This is a genomic window from Burkholderia sp. BCC0405 (assembly GCF_902833075.1).
Taxonomy (GTDB): Bacteria; Pseudomonadota; Gammaproteobacteria; order Burkholderiales; family Burkholderiaceae; genus Burkholderia.
On sequence record NZ_CADFEO010000025.1, the window covers coordinates 17,248 to 37,227 of the forward strand.

General features: G+C 62.2%; 14 protein-coding genes and 1 tRNA gene. 11 read left to right on the forward strand and 4 right to left on the reverse strand.

Going from position 1 to position 19,980, the window contains the following annotated elements; genetic code table 11:
- Positions 1-22 precede the first annotated feature (22 nt).
- The 4 genes from HWX36_RS31025 to HWX36_RS31040 all read left to right on the forward strand — a co-directional run bounded on the left by HWX36_RS31025 (position 23) and on the right by HWX36_RS31040 (position 4,552).
- Positions 23-1,465, forward strand: coding sequence for a DUF746 domain-containing protein (locus tag HWX36_RS31025; protein WP_244136576.1), 1,443 nt, complete (start codon positions 23-25; stop codon positions 1,463-1,465).
- A gap of 167 nt (positions 1,466-1,632) precedes the next feature.
- Positions 1,633-2,517 (forward strand): hypothetical protein, encoded by an 885-nt coding sequence (locus HWX36_RS31030; protein ID WP_175957655.1) that lies wholly within the window; start codon positions 1,633-1,635, stop codon positions 2,515-2,517.
- On the forward strand, positions 2,510-4,069 hold the full coding sequence (locus tag HWX36_RS31035; protein WP_244136577.1) for an SEL1-like repeat protein: 1,560 nt from the start codon (positions 2,510-2,512) through the stop codon (positions 4,067-4,069). Before HWX36_RS31030 ends, HWX36_RS31035 begins: the two co-directional genes overlap by 8 nt.
- A 27-nt stretch (positions 4,070-4,096) precedes the next feature.
- Complete coding sequence (locus HWX36_RS31040; protein ID WP_244136578.1) at positions 4,097-4,552, forward strand: hypothetical protein; 456 nt, start codon at positions 4,097-4,099, stop codon at positions 4,550-4,552.
- A gap of 22 nt (positions 4,553-4,574) precedes the next feature.
- Here the strand turns inward: HWX36_RS31040 and HWX36_RS31045 are convergent, their stop codons facing one another.
- Positions 4,575-5,939 (reverse strand): integrase family protein, encoded by a 1,365-nt coding sequence (locus HWX36_RS31045; RefSeq protein WP_175957656.1) that lies wholly within the window; start codon positions 5,937-5,939, stop codon positions 4,575-4,577.
- Between the two features lie 145 nt (positions 5,940-6,084).
- Here HWX36_RS31045 and HWX36_RS31050 point away from each other — a divergent pair.
- Positions 6,085-6,170: transfer RNA gene (locus HWX36_RS31050), tRNA-Thr, on the forward strand.
- A gap of 351 nt (positions 6,171-6,521) precedes the next feature.
- Positions 6,522-6,800 (forward strand): hypothetical protein, encoded by a 279-nt coding sequence (locus HWX36_RS31055; protein WP_244136579.1) that lies wholly within the window; start codon positions 6,522-6,524, stop codon positions 6,798-6,800.
- A gap of 185 nt (positions 6,801-6,985) precedes the next feature.
- Here HWX36_RS31055 and HWX36_RS31060 read toward each other — a convergent pair whose 3' ends face one another.
- Together HWX36_RS31060 and HWX36_RS31065 are read right to left on the reverse strand one after the other, a co-directional pair.
- Entirely contained in the window at positions 6,986-7,720 is a 735-nt protein-coding gene (locus tag HWX36_RS31060; RefSeq protein WP_175957657.1) for a LytTR family DNA-binding domain-containing protein, read from the reverse strand.
- A 1-nt stretch (position 7,721) separates the two neighbouring features.
- Positions 7,722-8,807 carry a histidine kinase gene (locus HWX36_RS31065; RefSeq protein ID WP_175957658.1) on the reverse strand — a complete coding sequence of 362 codons (1,086 nt, stop codon included), beginning with the start codon at positions 8,805-8,807 and terminating at the stop codon, positions 7,722-7,724.
- A gap of 417 nt (positions 8,808-9,224) precedes the next feature.
- Between HWX36_RS31065 and HWX36_RS31070 the strand changes: the two genes are divergently transcribed.
- Positions 9,225-9,767, forward strand: a complete 543-nt coding sequence (locus tag HWX36_RS31070; RefSeq protein WP_175957659.1) for a hypothetical protein — start codon at positions 9,225-9,227, stop codon at positions 9,765-9,767.
- Between the two features lie 355 nt (positions 9,768-10,122).
- A complete protein-coding gene (locus HWX36_RS31075; protein ID WP_175957660.1) occupies positions 10,123-10,326 on the forward strand; it encodes a hypothetical protein in 204 nt (67 codons plus the stop codon).
- Positions 10,327-10,385: 59 nt separating this feature from the next.
- Here the strand turns inward: HWX36_RS31075 and HWX36_RS31080 are convergent, their stop codons facing one another.
- Positions 10,386-11,186 (reverse strand): transporter substrate-binding domain-containing protein, encoded by an 801-nt coding sequence (locus HWX36_RS31080; RefSeq protein WP_011350749.1) that lies wholly within the window; start codon positions 11,184-11,186, stop codon positions 10,386-10,388.
- A gap of 367 nt (positions 11,187-11,553) precedes the next feature.
- Between HWX36_RS31080 and HWX36_RS31085 the strand changes: the two genes are divergently transcribed.
- From HWX36_RS31085 to HWX36_RS31095, 3 genes are read left to right on the forward strand one after another with little or no spacing between them, the layout of a single operon-like run.
- The gene (locus tag HWX36_RS31085) at positions 11,554-14,721 is read left to right on the forward strand and encodes a type VI secretion system Vgr family protein (RefSeq protein WP_175957661.1); all 3,168 of its coding nucleotides are present in this window, start codon (positions 11,554-11,556) and stop codon (positions 14,719-14,721) included.
- Positions 14,722-14,775: 54 nt separating this feature from the next.
- The gene (locus tag HWX36_RS31090; protein ID WP_175957662.1) at positions 14,776-19,383 is read left to right on the forward strand and encodes an RHS repeat-associated core domain-containing protein; all 4,608 of its coding nucleotides are present in this window, start codon (positions 14,776-14,778) and stop codon (positions 19,381-19,383) included.
- Positions 19,380-19,775, forward strand: coding sequence for an immunity 50 family protein (locus HWX36_RS31095; protein WP_175957663.1), 396 nt, complete (start codon positions 19,380-19,382; stop codon positions 19,773-19,775). Before HWX36_RS31090 ends, HWX36_RS31095 begins: the two co-directional genes overlap by 4 nt.
- Positions 19,776-19,980: the final 205 nt, after the last annotated feature.

Genomic DNA, 19,980 nt, shown 5'->3' on the forward strand with positions numbered 1-19,980 from the left:
CCAGCTTTAAGGCAGCGTAACTATGTCCAGAATTGATGAACCTGCTCGGCCTAGCGTCTGCCGGGGAGATTGTGAGACCGCGGCGGTCCGACGCTTTGATGCCACGGTTGGCGCGATCACCGCAAGGGAGCCCGTTGACGACGCCGAGACCGAAGACGGAGATCTGACGGATTACCTGATGCGGGCATGGTACGACCTGATTCATCCGTCGCCAACACCGGTGCCGCGTTGTCCGCATTGTGATGGGCTACGCATTCGTCCCGATCGACCTTCCGGGAAAAGTAAGCTGCCGATCTATTTTTGCCATACATGCAAGAAGAGTTTCAACCGTTTGACAGGGACGCCGTTCGCGAACCTGAAGAATCTTGCAAAGGGCACGGAAATGATTCCACTGTTGTCACGGCAGATGTCGCTGTTGCAAGCGTGCGAACGGTTGGGGCGTACAAAAAAGGCCATCCTATCGTGGTTGCTGGCGTTTCGGCGGTATCTACTGGAACTCGATCCGTCTGGGCGCTGGGAAGCCCGCGTTCGACTTGGCGTGCGTATAGGACCGAGCGCGCGTTGTACGAGATGCGGCTTCGAGGGCGGTTTTCTGTCGGGCGGATTTGATCCTCAACGGCGGCGACGGATTCGTTGCCCGAAGTGCGGGCGTAGCCGGCTTTTGGATGTATTGCAGGGCCAGGGGGAGGGAATCAAAGGCGAAGTGATGCATGATGCGATCGATTCGGCAATTCGAGCGCGTTTGAAGGTGCATCCAGAGATGCCCGTGCCTGTGGTGGTGCGCGTGGCGAGCGTCAGTGATGCGGCGCTGGGAGTGAATGCGCAGGATCAGGTGCTATGGAGTGAACTGGAACTGCCGGAACGCCGGTTGCCTGCTGGACCCGTTGAGAGAGTTGAGGATGAGGTGCTGTCCAAGTTCTTGCTCGAGCGGATCGAGGCGGTACTGAGCCAGAGTACAGCCGCAGTGTCATGCCCGTGGTGTAGTAGCGACCACACTGAATACCATCCGCAGCAGCGCCCGAACGGACTGCCGGGCTTTCGGTGTCGTGCGTGTCTGTCCTACTTCACACGAATATCGAACACACCGTTGAATGGCCCGCACATGCGCAAGCATGCTCTGCAACTAGTGCGGATGCTGGGATGGCGGGAGACTGGTAAGGCTGCTGCTCTTGAACTCGGCGTTGATTCGGCGGTTGCCAATCGTTGGGTGTACAGCTTGCGTCAATGGTTGCTGGTGCTCGATCCGAGCGGACGTATGGAAGCACGGGTGAGGCTGGGGATCGGTCGCGAACCTATCCTGCGGACATGCGAGAAATGTGGCAGTGCTGGACCGATTCAGCTGTTGGGGCCGACGCACCGGCCGCCGACGGCGAACGGCGAGCGTCAATACAAATTCCGATGCGGCAATTGTTCGCGTTATAGCCGCACGTGGTTGTCGCTTGTTGAGCGTGGTGTGGCGTCGTAGGCCAGAAAAGGGGTGGCTTTGAAAACGTACATTGCCCTGAATAGCGATGGTTGTCATCGATGCCGGACACTGTGGTGAGATGAGGGGTGTGGCGCCGAAACTTGACTTCGGGAGCGAGTAACGCACGATCTAGCTTCGCACAGACGCTAGGAATACGAGGGAAATGAATGAAGGACCAACGACCGGAAGTCGACGTTGATGGGGAATGTCTGCAGGTTAGTAAGCAGCGGTATACAGCTGTTTGGATTGTCGTCTGCTTAGTGTTGCTACAGTCAGGCTTCGCGATGATCCATTTTCTCACTTGGCTATTGCATAGCTACGGGAGATGGAGCGTGATATTTGGTTCTCCTTCTCGTGTTGCTCTGTGGTCGACAACGATTGTGTGGTCGATGGTATCGCTGGTCTCGGCTGTCATGCTTTCGTTTGGTCGCCGGTTAGGGCGCGGCGTGTATACGTGGGGAGCGATTCTCTGGACGCTGGCTACATTCATGTTGGCACCGTGGCCGCTGGCGTTGAGCGGCACCATTTCGCCGTTGTTGATCTTGTCGATACTGTATGGCCGTAGTACCCGGGAGTATCTAGAGAATGGTGCGGTGCTTTTACGCAATATTCACGCGACGAGGCGTAGCACCATCACTGCTGCGCTGTGGGCCTTTACAACCGCGTACTACTACGCCGTGTTTCTGCTACAGTTGACGAACAAAGGATGGTTAGCTCAGGTCACGAATGGCCCGCAGCGATTATGGGTCGTTATTGCGATGGTAGTGGTTCCGCTTATTGCAGTTTTTACGACAGGCAGCGGGGAACAGCAGTGGCGTCTCGGCATTTTTCTCCTCGTGTCGGGATTGGCGGCCTTTTTTGTTTTGCTGGGTTACGTGCCGTATAGCCGAACGCTAGTGGGGACACTTGGTCCCGGCTATGTGGGATATGCTGTTCCATGGGCCGGAGCAACAACATGGGTCGGAATTCTGTTGCTCTTTGGTAGCACATTGACTTTCGTGTTTCGGCCACGACAGCAGAATACACGCGCTGATCGTTGGGCTATTGATTGACGACATGATCCTGAGCAAAAAAATCATTTGGGCTTTGCAACTGACGGCGCTTGCAAGCGCCGTCAGTTGCAATATGCCAGTCCAAGCATCTGTCGAAGATGCCGAATCTGCAATTAGGGCTGGTCGTTATCAAGATGCGGTCTCTGAGTTGAAACGACTCACGGCAGCCGGGGACGCTCGTGCTGAGGCCAAATTGGGATGGTTGTATTTCGTCGGACTCGGCGTACCTAGAGATTTAAACAAAGGTCGGCTACTCGTCGAGCAGGCCGCTGCGACGGGAAACAGTGATGCGCAAGTGGCGTGGGCCTCCATGTCGCTTTTAATCGTGCCGCGTCCAGAGAACAACGCCAAGGCCGTAGGAATTCTGAGAATGTATGCAGCGCAGGGTAATGCGCAAGCGCAAGCGCAACTTGGTCAAATCTTGGCGACTGGTGTTGGAGTGCCGCGTGATCCGCAGCAAGCCGCTCACTGGATCAGACTGTCTGCCGATCAGCACAACGACTTTGGTATCTACTTGTTAGGTACTCTGTACGACAATGGGATCGGTGTTCCACGGGACGTATCGCGGGCATTGGCCCTGTATCGCGATGCGGCCAAGAGGAATCTGTCAGCTGCCGAGTTTGCGATTGGAAGCGCATACGAGAAGGGCCGAGGCGTGCCAATCGACTACGCTGAAGCGATGGGATGGTACAGGCGGGCTTCGAACGTGAAACAGGCGTTGGCAATGTCCGCGATCGGTCGTATGTACGCTAATGGCCTTGGTGTACCTGTTGATGCAGCGCTTGGGGAAGAGTGGCTGATGAAGGGGGGGGAGGCAGGTGATACAAGCGCGTTAATTGATCTAGGGACGCTATATGCGCTCGGGACTGGTGGCCGTAAACAAAATGGTGAACGCGCCGTCGCTGCTTACCAAAAGGCCGCAGACGCTGGACTACCTGCAGGATGGAACGCACTAGGCTGGATGTATCTCAACGGCAACGGTGTTGCCAAGGATCTGACGACTGCTTTCGGTTGGTACCTCAAGGCGGCTCGCGCCGGATTTGCGCCGGCCCAGGTCATGGTGGCGCGCCTGTATCTCGTCGGGCGAGGCGTTGCGAAGGACGAGTTGACTGGGAAAAGCTGGATGCTGCGAGCCGCCGGAGCCGGTGATACTGATGCTCAGACTTGGTTGGGGCGCTTCTATTTGTGGGGCACGCCACCGTTCGAGCGTAACGAAGCCGAAGGACTGCGGCGGCTTACGATGGCAGCGCGTGCGGGAAACACCGACGGGCAGTTCTGGTTAGCCGATGCATACGTGTATGGCAGGAAAGTGGCGGCAGATCCGATACGCGGCTATACGTGGATGAGCATAGCCGCGAGGCAAGGTAACGAGAGCGCGAAATCGAATTTGAACGGAATCAAATTCATGCTTTCACATGATCAGATCGAGCGCGGAGACGCCGCCGCGGCGCGATGGAAAATTGATCAGGACGTTGTCATTTCGAAAGAGCCACCGGACGGCATGGCGATAACCCAGTTCAATCTGAATGCACCATTCGCTCCTGGCGATTGATTGTTTGCGTTTTTTGTGGGAATACCAATGACAAGAAGCGTGATGCGCCGTGGAGGGCACGTCGGGCTGACGAAAGAGATGTTGTTGCCGTTGTCGACTGAAAAGGTGCGATCGTTGTCGCTGGAGAACCATATGGCGCTGGCTGTGGTTCGGTCGGGAAACGGAGATTGCGATCAGGTCACTTGCCTGTTGCGTGTCGTCTACTTGGCGTTCTACATGCGTAACGAGACAGCCTCGGGCTTTGATCTCGACTTGTACAGACGAGCGGAAGCCGTGCTGGATGCCTGTATCGCGCGCGCTGAGTGCGACGAGCCGTGGATGCTTCAGGAGAACGAAGCCGCCCACGTGGAGCGCCTTCTAGTCGTGCATGACGAGCAGTTGGCGGCGGTGCCGAAACATCGCTACTTGGCGGCTTGGGATCGATTGCAACGCTTCGTGAATGGCACAAGGCTATCACCGATTCCGAATGTAGAAATTAAGTGATCGGTGTACCGGGGCGCCGTTTCTAACCTTCTGGTGGTTCAAACTTGATTTGAGCTTGCTCCAGCATCCACGCCTCGAAACGGGCGTGCCACTGGCGTAGCAAGTCGAGCGGTCGGCGGCGGTAGTGCTTCTCGGCCAGTGCGCTGGGCTTGTGTCCCTGAATCTGGGCCACAACCCCGGCGGGAATTTCCAGCCACTCCGCCAGCGTGCCAAACGAGCGGCGCAAGCCCTGCAGCGTCACATGGGGGAGGCCCGCTTGTTCGATGGCGGTCCCATGGGCATAGCGCGGTTCCTCGATGTGGCCGCTTTCCGACGCGCTGCTCGGGAACACCCATGGCGACGGTTGCCAGGACGTGCCTGTTGCTGTCATGGTCCGCATCTGCGCGACGCTCGGCGGTGTTTCATTGATACGCTTCAGTTCGAGCAGGAGCGATCGGAAATAGGGCGTCAGTGGGATGATACGGGCGCCTTCAATCTTGTCGCGCAGCTTTATCTTGTTCCAACGCAAATCAACGTTTTCCCACCGCAGTTCGGCTAGTTCTTCGCGGCGTGGGCCGGTAATAAGAACCCCTTGCAGGTAAGCGGACACTACGGGGTTGGGTAGCCCGCGCACCGCCTTAAACCATGCCGGCAATTGCTCGCGCTCCAAGCAGTCGCCTTCGGGCGTTTTCGTACTGGGCAGCAGGGCAGTGACCTTGGGAGACGAATAGCAGTCGCCCGGCAACAATCCCTTGAATTTGGTTTGCCCCTCACACCAACCAGCAAAAGCCTTGAACATGCGGTAGGCGTACGCGATGCTGGTTGGGCGTTCGGTAACCTCGCCTTCCATCCAGCTGGCGATCGTGTCGCCAGTTATGTCGGGCAGTTTCAGCGGCATGAGCGGATACAGTGGGCCTTGGCTGGTCAGGCCCTTTCCGCGCTTCTTTTTCTCGCCGCCGGGTGCGGCCAATTTGCGGTGGTCCTCGATGTACTGTGCGCTGCGCGGGCGCTTCGTTTTCGGAGAAGGTTTCGCTTCAAGCTCGATCAGGTAGGCAGCCCATGCGTCGGCAAATGTCACGTTTTGGCGCTCGGCTTCGGCCCTTCGCGTAGCCACGGCGGCACGCTGCTCGGCAGCGTGTTCGCGCGGGTCGGTGCCTTCGTCGACGAGGCGCTGCAGGCGGCGGGCTTCCTCCTGTGCCTGGTCGATGTTCCAGCTTCTGGGGTCGCCTATCGTGACTCGGATGGCCTCCCCGTTGAGCTTCGCCTGGAAGATGTAGGCCTTCGCCCCTGTCTTGGTTGCACGCAAGCCGAGACCGGGAGCCTTGCTGTCCCAGATGAATGCCTGCGATTTGCCGGCAGGGCACTTATGCGCTTCTATGCGTCCTGCCGTGAAATTGACCTTCGCCACAGTTACTGCCCTCGGTGAGGGTTACATGGACATTCCGTGTAACCGGTGTGTAACCCGATTCTGTGACTTTGAGGTAACCTATGTCAACGTCAGAAGGTGACTAATTTCCGCGGTAGCCTTATGTTTTATGGGCTTCATGGAATTCGTGGCTCTTTGGTCAACGCCGATAAATGTCGCGTCTTGATGATTTGTAATCATCGGGTGGCGGGTTCGAGTCCTGCAGCCGCACCATATTGAACGAAGGGCCGGGAGGTTTTCCTCCCGGCCCTTCGTCGTTTCTGCGGTCGAGTTGCCGTTCGAGTGAACTGCCGTTTCCCTGTCGCCACATACGGTCACCCCGCCTAAATGGCGGCCAATACGGCTGACAAATTTCCAAAGCGGCAACGCGAAAGTCCTGGCCGTCTGCGATTTCCCTTCAGGTACGAGCGTCGCTCATAACCGCTGTCTAACATACTTGTTTCCCACGCCGACCAGCGCGCATTTTGCACAGGATCGCCTGGCCAAGGGCATCGAGCTCGAAAAAGAGCACGCCGAAAGACCTCAACAACGCGTTTCACATTACCTTTGCCCAGAAAAAGAAAAATGCAGATCGTTAAGACATGGTGCGTCACCGTCCTGGTTTCGGTGCTGGCCGGCGGCAGTGCCGCCGCATTTTCCCGGCCGCTCGCACAAGACTGCCTGACGCCAGCCGAGGTCAGGCAGATGGACCGCGACTTCTGGGCGACATTTCCATCGCCGGACGGTTTCGCGGCCTACGCCTCGCCTATCCCGGGCACGATCACAGTCCGGATGCGGTACGTACGTCTCCGACGCTCCCTGTCGGGCAGTGTGTTTCCGAGTTCAATTATTCGATCGATCTGAGTCGTGCCGAGTGCGTCTCCGGGCAACGAATCCGGGCATACAGTCTGTCGTTCATCAAGGACAAGGGACGTGTGATGCTGCGAACGGGCGTGCTCGGACTCGACGCCTGCAATTGAATTGCGCGCCGCCGCACGGAATCGTGCCGTGCCGCATCTGTCGGGTAAGCGGCATGGCGGCAGATAGCATCACATCTGCCTGAACAACCCCGCATACGCACGACTCACCGGCAGCATCTCCAGTTGCCCGTGCACGCGAATCCGCAACCTTCCCAGCAGATCGCGCTCGACACGATCGATCGCTGCGTACGCAACGATCACACCGCGATGCACCTGCGCGAACCGTTCCGGATCGAGCCGCTGCATCAACTCCTTCAACGGCGTGCGAATCACGAGCCGTTCACCGGCCGTGACGATTTCCGTGTACTTCTCCGACGCCTGGAAATACAGCACGTCGTCGACCGAGACGAGCCGCGTCGCATCTTTCACACCAACCGTCAGCCAGCGGATCGGTGCCGCCTCGCTCGCTTGCGCCGCCTGCGCGAGCGCATCGGCTTGCGCGGGCGCAGGCCCGCCGCGCTGCAGCTTCGCGATACAGCGCAGCAGACGCTCGTCCGTTACCGGCTTCAGCAGGTAGTCGACCGCTGCCCGATCGAACGCGTCGACCGCATATTCGTCGTAGGCCGTGACGAACACGACATGCACGTCGGGCGCCAGCGCAGCGAGCTTCAACCCGTCGATGCCGGGCATGCGGATGTCGAGAAACGCGATGTCCGGGCGCGGCGACGCGTTCAGCACGGCCAGCGTTTCGACGCCGTTGCGTGGCATCGCGACGATCTCCAGTTCGGGCCAAAGCTGGCCCAGCCGCTGCGCGAGCGACGCGGACAGGTTCGGTTCATCGTCGGCAATGAGGGCAGTCGGCATGTCAGTCGATCGGAATCAGCAGGGTTGCGGTGACACCATGTGCGGCGGCGGCGTTCGTTTCGACGCAGACGCGGCCGCGCTCGCCGTGCAGCGTCCGGATGCGCGCGGCGACGTTGGCGAGCCCGACGCCGCCATGCAGGCGCGTGTCGCCTTTGCCGAGCCCGACGCCCGTATCGATCACGTTCAGTTCGAGGCTTTCGCCGCGCATCCTGCCGCGAATCACGATCACGCCGCCGTCGATCGACGGCTCGATCCCGTGCAGCAGCGCATTCTCGACGAGCGGCTGCAGCAGCAGCGGCGAGAACGGCAGCGCGTGCAGATCCGTCGGCACGTCGATCGCATACGAAAGCCGCTCGCCGAGCCGGATCGACGCGATCTTCAGCAACGCGTCGACGAGCTCGAGTTCTTCACCGAGCGTCGACGTCGCATCGCGCGTGCGTCGCAGGCTCGCACGCAGGTAGCGGTTCAGGCTGTCGAGCATCGTCGACGCGCGAGCCGGATCGCGCTCGATCAGGCTCTGCACGTTCGCGAGCGTATTGAACAGGAAGTGCGGCTCGATCTGCGCCTGCAGCAGCGCCAGGCGCGCGGCCGTCTCGGCCTGGCGCGCTTCGGCGGCTTCGCGGCGCTCGGTCTCGAGCGTCGCACGCATGCGCATGGACTGCAGGAACAGCGACACGCACACGAACAGGATCGCCGAGATGAGAAACGACGGCCCGTAGTTGTCCCACGTGCCGATGCGGGCGCGTCCGAACACGTGCGGCACGTTTCCGCCGACGATCGTCGCCGAGATCTCGAAGCCGATGAGCACGCTGGCCGGTGCGATCACGATGGCTTTCAGCACGAGCCCCGGCTTGCGCGGCAACAGCCGGTCGGCGGCATAGCTGAACAGCAGCGCGCAGAAACCGATCGCGTTGGAGACGACGAGGTAGGACAGCAGCGGTTCCTGGAAATGGAGCGCCCAGAAACCCAGGCCGACGACCGAGTTGAAGCACGCGAACGCGAGCAACGCGGCCGGATCGCGCAACAGCCGCGGCGAGGTACCGGCGGGTGGCGGTGGAATCGGCGAAGGGTCGGACGTGGCTCGCATGGTGTCGGGGGAGGGTATGGGCGCGCGATGCGCCGATGGCCTGACCTTACTGCCGGTCGGGCCGACAGCGTGCGCGTTGCGACGAACCGCACGCGGCTTCGACGAAGCGCTTCGGTTGCCGACGGTTGGCCGGTCTCCGTCACGAGTGTAGTGGAAGGGGCTGCGGATGGACACGGGGCATTGCAGGTTGCGCGTCGAGCACGACGCGCCGAGCGGCCGGTTGAAGGCGGCTCTTTCGGTGCAGCAGTCGCCTGCGGCCGGACTCATGGGTGCATCGATCTCCCCGATCCGCCGAGCGATCGTCGCCTCGATGCGCAATTCGTCCGCGAATTCCGGCGTCCCGTCGCAAGCCGTGCCGCCTGCCGGGACCCAGCAGTAAGGTGTTGCCGTGTCCACTCCGATCAGGCGAGCCCGACCATGTCCGCGATCTTTCACCTGAAGCCTTACGTCTACGTCATGTTCTGCGTGCTGCTCTATATCGGCATCAAGCGCTGTTTTCCGCGCGAGGTGCCGGCGGCACGACCGCTGATCTCGCCGGTCGCGTTCGGGATGCTCGGCATCGCCAGCCTGAACGGACTCTTTCCGCATGCGGGTGTCGACGCGAATGCGATCGCGCTGGCGGCCGTCCTGGGCGGCGCGACGCTGGGCTGGCTGCACGCGGGCCGGTGGCAGCTCGAGTACCGTCCGGCCTCGTCGGGCTTGCGTGTGCGCCTGCCTGGCGACGCGAGCCTGCTCGTCACGCTGATGCTGACGTTCGTCGCCGAAACCGGCATCCATTACGCGGTCGCCGTGCACGCGCCGTGGGCGGCGACGAGCGGCTTCGTGATGCTGTCGTTCGCGGTATGGGGCGTGCTCGTCGGGATGACACTCGGGCGCGCGGTGAACGTGGTCGTGCGCTGCATGCGCCATGCGAGCGGATCGGGGCGTGCGGGCTTCCCGTATTCGGTCGATTCGCGATGAAGGGGGCGCAACAGCCGGCGGACGGGGCAACTGACGGCCAGGCATGCGATGCGGTCCGTCTTCGTCGATCGCAAGGGTATTGAACCGAAATCGTGTGTAACGAGCGCTCTTCCGCACCCCGTTCTCCTGTCACGGTCACGTCACGGTGCGCTCATAACGTTGCACGTTCCCGTCGCGGCGACACCGCCGGACCGGGAACGTGCGCAATTCGCTCGCGACGACGTGCCCGCGTCGCAGGCGGCCCGACCGGGATCTCGCTCCCGGCGGCGCGGTAGTCACGCATCGCGCCATTTCATTCGAAAATACGATCGACGACGGTTCGAACCGGATCGCGGACGATCAGGAGACAGAGACCATGCTGAGTCCGCATGAATTCTCGATGCTGTTGCGCATCGCGCGTGGGCCGGACAGCGTCGATCCGTCGAATCCCGCGTTCGCCGTGCTGGTCGAGAAGCGGCTGGTGGACGATACGCAGGTGCGCCTGAACGCCGTGGCCGCGCGCCCGGCGCTGACACCGATCGGCCGGATGCTGCTGGCGCGCTTCGACCAAGCGGCCTGAAGGGGCGCGTCACGCCTTCATCGAGACGAAGAACGTGACGCGTTGAAGCGCCGAGCCGCTTACTGCGCGACCGGCACGGTCACGTCGCTGCCGAACCAGTGCATCGAAATCTTCTTCAGCGTGCCGTCCTTGCGCAGCGAATCGAGCGCGTCGTTGATCGCCTTCTCGAACTTCGGGTTGCCCTTGCGGAACGGGATCGCCATTTCCTGCTTGCCGCCGTTCAGCACCGCGCCCGCGCGTAGCGGCAGGTTCGACGTCTTGATCATGTACGGCAGCATCAGGCGGTCGTCGAGCGTCGCCTCGATCCGGCCCGCGGCGAGGTCGCGCAGCTTCTCCGGCGCGCCCGGATACGTCTGCACCTCGATGCCCGGCACGGTGCGCGCCATCTGGTCATAGTTGGTACCGAGCGTCACGCCGAGCTTCTTGCCCTTGAAGTCGTCGAGCGACTTGAAGTTGCGCGTGTCGTCCTTGCGCTGGATCAGCTGCGCGGCCGAGTACGTGTACGGCTCGCTGAAGTCGAGCGCTTCCTTGCGCTGCGGCGTGATCGTGACCTGGTTGACGATCACGTCGAACTTGCCGGCCTGCAGGCCCGCGATGATGCCGCTCCATTCGGTCGGGATGAACTGCGTCTTCACGCCGAGCTTGCCGGCGACGGCGTTCGCGACATCGACGTCGAAACCCTCGAGCTGGCCCGACGTGCCGCGCGAGTTGAACGGCGGATACGTGCCTTCGAGGCCGACGCGCAGCACGCCGGCTTTCTTGACCGAATCGAGCAGGTCGTCCGCGTGCGCGGCGACGGCCGTGAAGCCGAGGGCCGACGCGAGCAGCAGGCCCGACAGCAGGAACTTCGAACGTTTCATTGCAGATCTCCAGTGGTCAGCGTGGTGTGGTGAGCGCCGGGCGCCGCTCGGGCGCGGCGGGCCGCAATACGGGCAGGTAGACACTACTCGCAACCGCGCCGCGCAGGAAGTCGAATTGGCCCTGATTGAAAGCGATTTCACGGGAGGCGCTGGAGACGACAAACCGCAGACGGGATCGCCATGTGCCGGTTGGCGGCGCGCAACCGGCCTGCCCAGCCCGCGCGGACTGGTTTCGATTGTCGAGAAAATGTTCTTTTAAATCAGGTCATTTTTCAAAATCGTGCCGTAATTTCTCTGTAAAATCTCGCGGGAGAAATCGAACACTGCGCCATCCGAGGGCGCGTCAAAAGAAGAAAAGGCCGTAGCCATGAACATGCAGAACACAATCGCCGCATTGCGCGGCGGGTTGCTTCAGCAGGATCGGTTGCTGAAGCTCGATACGCCATTGGGGGCCAACGTCCTGACCGTTCAGCGGGCAGTCGGCCGCTCACGTATCGGGCGCGCGTACGAGTTCACGCTGGACGTGCTGTCGACCGACAGTGATGTGGAACTTAAAAAGCTGATCGCACGGCCCGTCACGTTGTGGATCCAGCAGGGCGATCTCCGTTACCGGCCGATCAACGGGTACGTGCATACAGCGCGCCGGCTCGGCGCCGACGGCGGGCTCACGACCTATCAGCTCGCGTTCGCCGATTTCACCCACTTCCTGAAATTCCGTCGCGATCAGCGGCTCTGGAACGACACGACCGTCGACCAGATCATCAGCGACGTGCTGAACCAGCATCCGCAGGCGAAGGGCCATTTCCGCTTTGCGCTGTCGAAGCCGTTGCCGAATCGCTCGTACACGCGCCAGCACGACACCGACTGGCATTTCGTGCATCGGCTGATGGAGGACGAGGGGCTCTACTGCGCGTGGCAGCAGGCCGACGACGGCAAGTCGCACACGCTCGTGATTACCGATAACTTGCAGGCGTTCGCGCCGCTGTCGCCGCAGACCGTGCGCTTCTATCGTGGCGGTGCGGCGAGCGAAGCCGATGCGTTCACGCAATGGTCGGGCACGCGCACGCTGCAGAGCGTCACGCGATCGACGCGCACGTTCGACTACAAGAATCCCGCGCAGCCGTCGAACCCGAAAGGGACGTCGCTGCCGACGATGGCCGGTCAGGGCGAGTTGCCCGATCAGCTCGAGGTGTACGAGTACACGGGCGCCTATACGTATCTGGACCAGACGCGCGGCGACCATCTGACGAAGGTCAGGATGGAGGAATGGGAGTCGCAGGCAAAGCGCTTCCATGGCGCGGGCGGCGTGCGTGCGATCGATGCCGGCCGACGCTTCACGCTGGCGGACCATCCCGAGCACGATCGCGATCCGGCCGACCAGCGCGAATTCGCGGCGATCGGCGTCGAATGGTGGATCGAGAACAACCTGCCCGTTGCGGGCAGCAGCGCGAATTTTCCGCACAGCCTGCGCGAAGCGTTGACGCAAGCGCAGGAGGGCTACGGTGCCGACCCCGCGTTTCGCGTGCCGCACGACGACGGCTCGGTCGGCTTCTATCTCGTCGAGGTCGAAGCGCAGCGCGTGAGCGTGCCGTATCGCAGCCCGTTCGAGCATAAAAAACCGGAGATGCATCTCGAGACGGCGATCGTCGTCGGGCCGCAGGGCGAAGAGGTCTACACCGACTCGTTGAACCGGATCCGTGTGCAGTTCGTGTGGGACCGGTTGAATCCGGGCGACGAGAACGCGTCGTGCTGGGTGCGCGTCGTGCAGTCGGATACGGGCGGCGGCTATGGCGGCGTGCACGTGCCGCGCATCGGCGAGGAAGTGCTGATCGACTACGTCGGCGGCGACTGTGATCGGCCGCTGGCCGTCGGGCGCGTGTACAACGGCGCGAACCAGCCGCAGTGGCATAGCGACGGGATCCTGTCCGGGTATCGGTCGAAGGAGTATTCGGGCGGCGGCTACAACCAGCTCGTGATGGACGACGCGACCGGGCAGAACCGCGTGCAGCTGATGAGCAGCAGCGCGAACAGCCTGCTGCACCTGGGCTACATCATCGACCAGAACGGCAATTCGCGCGGATCGTATCTCGGCAGCGGGTTCGATCTGCGATCGGATGCGTATGGCGCGGTGCGGGCGAGCCAGGGCCTGTACGTGACTACACACCCGAAGGCGGCGAACAGCCAGCCGCTCGACGTGAAGGAGGCGCAGCAGCAGCTCGTGACGGGCGAGAGCCTCATCGAGGCGATGTCGGGCGTGAGCGAGCAGCATCAGGCGGAAAGCCTGAAGGATGCGCAGGACACGATGCGCGCGTTCACGGATGCGACGCAGGACAGCGCGTCGGGCAGCGCGTCCGGCGGGCGCACGGCAGGCGGCGGCACGGGTAACGCGAACGCGTTCAAGGAGCCGGTGATGCTGTTCGGCAGCCCGTCGGGAATCGGGATGTCGACGCAACAGTCGGTGCATGTGGTCGCGAACGATCACGTGAACGTGGCGAGCGGGCAGAGCGTGCACGTGGCGGCGGGCAAGTCGCTGATCGGCAGCATCGGGCAGAAGCTGAGCCTGTTCGTGCAGAACGCGGGGATGAGGCTGTTCGCGGGCAAGGGCAAGGTGGAGATCCAGGCGCAGTCGGACAACATCGAGGTGACCGCGCAGAAGGCGGTGAAGGTCGTGTCGGCAACCGACCGGATCGAGATCGCGGCCGATCAGGGGATCCTGCTGACGAGCGGCGGCGGGTACATCCGCATTCAAGGCGGGAACATCGAGATTCATACGCCGGGCGCGGTCGATGTGAAGGGTGCGTCGCATACGTTCGCGGGGCCGGCGAGCATGGGGTATCCGCTGCCGAGCCCGCGGCCGGATCAGCCGGGGCAGTTGGAGTTGTTTCACAAGTACGTGAACGGCGAGGCGGTGAAGGGCGGGCTGTTCACGGTGAAAGACGTGAACGGTGCCGTGCTGAAGAAGGGGGCGCTCGACAACAGCGGCTACACGGTCGTGAGCGGGCTGCCGCCGGGCTCGGTACGTGTCGAGTTCGGGAAGGATCCGCGCGAATCGGACCAACCGGCGAACTATTTCAAGCAGGCGAAATGGCCGGCGGAGCCGGTCGAACCGTCGCCGGAAGCGGCTCAGGCAGCGGCAACGGGGCAGCTTGCCAGCCAGTTGCAAGGGATGGCCCCCGCTGCGACGACGGCCGCCATGGGCCTCGCGAGCGGCGGCGGTGCAAGTGCTGCGTTGGGCGGTCTGGCGAGTTCCGCGTTGCCGGCTGCGGCAGGCGCGCTGGGCGGCGCGGGCGCAGTCTCGGCGTTGCAGACGGCTTCGAGCCTGGCCGGTGCCGCGAAGCAGGTAGCGGGGATGGTGCAGGCGGCACGGCAAGGCGGGCTTGCGGCCTTGGCTGCGCCGGTTACCAAGGCCGCGTCCGGCGCGTTGCCAGGTGTTACCGGGATCGCGGGCAAGGGTGCGGCGACGGTCGCATCGGCTGCGGGTGCGCCCGGCATGAAGCTGCCGACGAGCGGGTTTGGCGGGCCGCTGAAATCCTGAGAGGGCGGTGGCTTGTCAGCCGTCTTGAAAAAAACGAATTGAACGAAGAACGACATGGCACAACAACTTCCACCGGGCGCAGAGAAGGAACCGGCCGTTACCTGGCTCAGCGACGTTTCGCCGAAGGACGTCGCGGTGGTCGGCAACCGCTTCGACGCGTGGCTGCGCAAGATCAGCGGCAATCACGTCACGTTCGAGGACGTGAAGACGGTTGCCGGCGCGGTGCCGATCGTCGGCAACATCATGGCGATGGTCGATGCGCTCGGCGATATCGCCGAAATCATCGAGAAGCGCGGCGGCCAGGTGCTCGACTACATGAGCCTCGCGATCAACCTGCTCGGCATCATTCCGATTCCGCCGACGCTCGCGCCGTTCCGGATGTCGGCGCGCCCGCTGCTCGCGCTCGTTCGCCACGAACTGCTGATGACGCGCAACAACCTCGGCGCGGCGCTCATTTCCGTGCTGGTCACGCACATCAACGCGACGTGCGCGACCGAGATCGAGGATTTTCTCAACAAGCTGAAGACCGGCCTCGTCGAACTGCTCAACGGATGCGCGTCGAAGTGCGAGGAGCTGATGCTTGCGCTGGCGACCGGCATGGACAAGGCGCTGCACGGGCAGCTCTTCGATGCCAACGCCAATCTGAAACGCCAGCAAGCGCTCGCGAAGAAGATGGCGGACCACCGGCCATGGTACAGCCCGAGTCGCGTGAGCGACGGCATCCAGTTCGCTTACGAGGGCACCAAGGCGCTCGGCAAGAAGGTTGCGAACAAGACGGCGGGCACGATGGCGAAACTCGCGCCGGATGTCTGGCTCGAGCCGTTTCGCGGCACGGTGACCTTCCTGCGCACGGAGGCGCCGAAGATCGCGACGTCGATCCGTTCGCTGGCCGGCAGCGAAGAAGGCAAGATGATGTGGCTGGTTTTGCAACTGATCGAGGCCGTCGGGCGCGTCAAGGCACGCGCGAAGCTTCACGAGCAGAGTACCGACGTCAAGCCGGGCGGGAAGAGCCAGGCGAGGAAGACGCGTGAGCAGGAAGGGCTCGAGAAGATCGACGGTCAGGCGCCGGCGGAGGGGCCGGGGAAGAGCGGATGCAAGGCATGCGGGCTGGGTGCGTCGCCGGCCTCGATCGATTTCGCGTTCGGCGACGAAACGTTCTCGCACGTGGATTTCGAGTTGCCGGGCGCGCTGCCGCTCGTCTGGGAGCGTACGTATCGTTCGCGGCTCGCCGCGTATGACGATGGCGAACTGGGCGCGCGCTGGATTACGCCGTATACGACCCGGATCGATATCGAGAACGGACGGTGGATCTATCGCGATGCGGAAGGGCGCAGCATCGACTATCCGGCGCTCGCGGTCGGCGCGGTGCACGACGACCTGTCGGAGAACCTGACGCTGTCGCGTCTCGACGAGACGTGGGTAACGATCGCCTACGGTCACGTCGTGCTGCACGTGTACGAGCGCCGCGGCGACGCATTCCGGCTCGCGATGCAGAAGGACCGCGCTGGCAACACGATCACGCTCGACTACGATACGCTCGATCGCCTCGCGCGACTGATCGACGCGAGCGGCAACGTGCTCGCGTTCGAGCACGACAGGCACGGTCGCATCGTGCAGATCGAGCAGGTGCTGAAGGACGGCGGGCGCCGCGCGCTGGCGAGCTACGAATACGACGGCGAAGGCGATCTCGTGCGCGCGGTCGATCGCCATCGCAACGCCCGGACCTATCAGTACCATCGTCACCTCGTGACGCGCTATACCGATCGCACGGGGCGTGGCATGACGCTGGAGTGGGACGGCGCGGACGCCGACAACAATGCGGACGCGAAGTGCATCCGCGAATACGCGGACGACGGCAGCCTCGATATCCGGCTCGCGTGGAACCCGAACATCCGCCTGACCTATGTGACCGATGCGCTGGGCCAGATGACGCGGTACTACTTCAACATCCACGGCTACGTGTACCGGATCGTCTATCCGGACGGCAATCAGGAGTGGTTCCGGCGCGATGCGCATCACAATCTGGTGCTGCATATCCGTCAGGACGGCAGCATCGAACGCCGGGAATACGATGCGCGCGGAAACCTCGTTCGGCATCAGCGCGCGGACGGCAGCGTCATCGAGATGGCATACGACGACAAGGACCAGATGGTTCGCCTTGTCGATCCGAACGGGCATGCGTGGCAGCGGAAGTACGACGATGCGGGCAACCTCGTCGAGGAAATCGATCCGATCGAGCACGCGACGAAGTACGGCTACAACGGCCAGGGGCTGCCGGTGAAAATCACCGATGCCAAGGGCGGGTCGAAGTCGATCGAATACACCGACGCGGGGCAATTGGCGAGCTATACCGATTGCTCCGGAAAAAAGACGGAGTGGCGGTACGACGACGTTGGCCGCGTGGTCGAATCAAAGGACGCGTCCGGTGGCGTGGTTGCCTATGGCTATGGTTCGAACGGGCAGTTGACCGAGATGCGTTCGCCCGCCGGCGTCGAGCGGGTGCAATACGATGCCGAGGGGAGGCTGTTGCGATACACCGACCAGCTCAACCGGTCGACCGGATACAGCTACGATGCCGCCGGCCGGATCGCGAGCCGCGCGGATGCGCTCGGGCAGACGCTGGCGTATCGCTACGATCGCCTGGGCCGGCTGAGCGCGCTGACCGATGCGAACCTCGCGACGTACCAGTTTCGCTACGACCCGGCGGGGCGCCTGATCGAGGAAGTCGGCTTCGACGGGAAGTCGAAGCGCTATCAATACGATCCGGACAGCGGCAGCCTCGTTTCGGTCGATGAGGCCGGTTGCGTGACGTCGATCGACGTCGACGCGAACGGCCGGCTGCTGAAGCGCGTCGCGGGGGAGAGCGAGGAGCGATTTGCGTACGACCCGAGCGGCCGGTTGATTGACGCGGTGAATCGGTACAGCCGCGTGCAGTTCTTCTTCGATGCGGTCGGCAATGTGGTGCGCGAGCATCACGCCTACGATCTGTTCGGCGAGCGGCGCAGCTATGTGTGGCATCACGAATACGACGAACTCGGCAATCGGCGGAAGACCGTGCGACCGGATGGCCACTCGGTCGACTGGCTGATGTATGGCTCGGGGCATGTGCACGGGATGCTGCTGGACGGCGAGGAGCGCGTGCAGTTCGAGCGTGACGACCTGCACCGGGAAACAGTGCGGGTGCTGTCGAGCGAAGTCGGGCAGCGCACGACCTACGATCCGGCGGGGCGGGTATTGCAGCAGACGGTTCAGCGGTCGACGTCGCCTGCGCCTTTGGTCGAGCGTCGGTATCGCTACGACGCGGCGGGGCAGTTGTCGCGCATCGAGGACAGCCGCAAGGGTGGGACGGACTATCGCTACGATCCGGTCGGCCGGTTGATCGAGGCGATCAGTCCGGTCGCGAAGGAGCGGTTTGCGTTCGATCCGGCGAGCAACATCGTCGATCCGGTGCGGGCGAGCGAGGTGCCGGCGTCGCGGCCGAGCCCGGTGAGGGCGGAGAGCACGCTGCCGGTCGACGTGCCGAAGGTGCTGGGCAACCTGTTGAAGTCCTATGCGGGGACGCACTTCGAGTACGACGCGCGCGGGAACCTGGTGCGCAAACGCACGCAGGCGGGCGAGCAGGAATACGAGTGGGACGAATTCAATCGCCTGCGGTCGGCGCGGGTCGCCGAGGCGTCGCGGCAGAGCCAGTCGCGGTATTTCTACGACGCGTTCGGCCGCCGGATCGCGAAGGAGGTGAACGGCGAGCGCACGGTGTTCGGGTGGGACGGCGACGCGTTGGCGTATGAAAGCGATGGGGAGAGGGGCACGCACTATATCTACGAGCCGGGCACGTTTGTGCCGCTGGCGCAGTACGTGGCCGAGCCGGTCGAGGGGATCGAGACGCCGGAGTGGAAGAGTACCGACCGGTATGTGCCGGAGGAAGACCCGCTGCAGAAGGTGCCGGAACGGCGGGCTGGCGCAAAGCTGTTCTATTACCACTGTGACCAGATCGGCACGCCGCAGCTTCTCACGGACGACTATGGGGATGTGGTGTGGGAGGCGTCGTACAAGGCTTGGGGGGAAGCGCGGGAGGTGATTGCCCGGGCTTCGAAGGCTGCGGGAATCGTGGCGAGGAATTCGCTGCGGTTTCAGGGGCAGCAGGTTGATGAGGAGTCGGGGCTCGCTTATAACCGACATCGGTATTACGATCCGAACAGCGGCCGCTTCATCAGCAAGGACCCGATCGGGCTCGCGGGCGGCGTAAACGTCTATCAATACGCGCCCAATCCGACGCAGTGGATCGACCCGCGTGGCCTTGCCCGTTGCCCTTGCGATCCATGTAAAAAGTCTCGCCGGTCAAGCCTAAGAGATATTCGTCGGCAGCTCGGCATCCCGTTGTCGCAGCAGCCGATTAGCCAGAAAATGGTTCCGTTGACGAATTCCAGTGGAGATTGGCTTCTTGGCGATAACAACAAGTCCATCATGACACGGGAATTGACTTACCAGATTGGTGGTAAAAATGTGGTTATCCAAGACCATTCTGCCGGCCACGTATTTGGAGAAGGGGGAGTCGGCGATCAACCGTCACATCACAAGGTGCGTCCGGAAGACAACGCCCGAACAGGAAAAATTCAGGGAATGGACGATCACTCTTACTTCGACTGCCGGAACAAGAAATGAGTCTGATACAGCGGATCATGAATCCACAAGCGCTCACCGCATTTTACGGGAGAAACGCACCGCTCGATGGCGCCGAAATCGTCGAAATTCAACTCAAGCGGGACGAACCTCGGCTGTCATTGAAATTCATGACCACTCAGAAGCCACTGTCTCATCCGAACCGATGGCCGAAAGACTATGACGTTGTCTATCTGAACTTGTCGTTTATCGGTGTTTGCGACCTCTCGATCAGTGGGTGGGGGCATGACAACATAGTTGCGACGTTTATACCGAATGTCGCCGACGATGTTGCTTCGGTAACGATCAATTGCAAGGAGGGCGCGTCGATTGCATTTAAGTGCGATTGGGTTCGCATGGAGGGAATTACCTACGGCTATTTAGGCAGCGCATAACGTCTATCAATAAACGCCCAATCCCGTTCAGTGGCCCGATCCAACGGGCCTCACACGATGCTGTTGCCCGTCGTTGCTTATTTCGAAGAAGCGCATGCTTCTGTCTTTGGCGGCCTTGTCCCTGTTTGCGAAAAGTGCTTCGACGAATATATGAACAGGACCGCGTGACCGGCTCGGCCCTGGCGGTACGCGCCGCGAGGTTTCC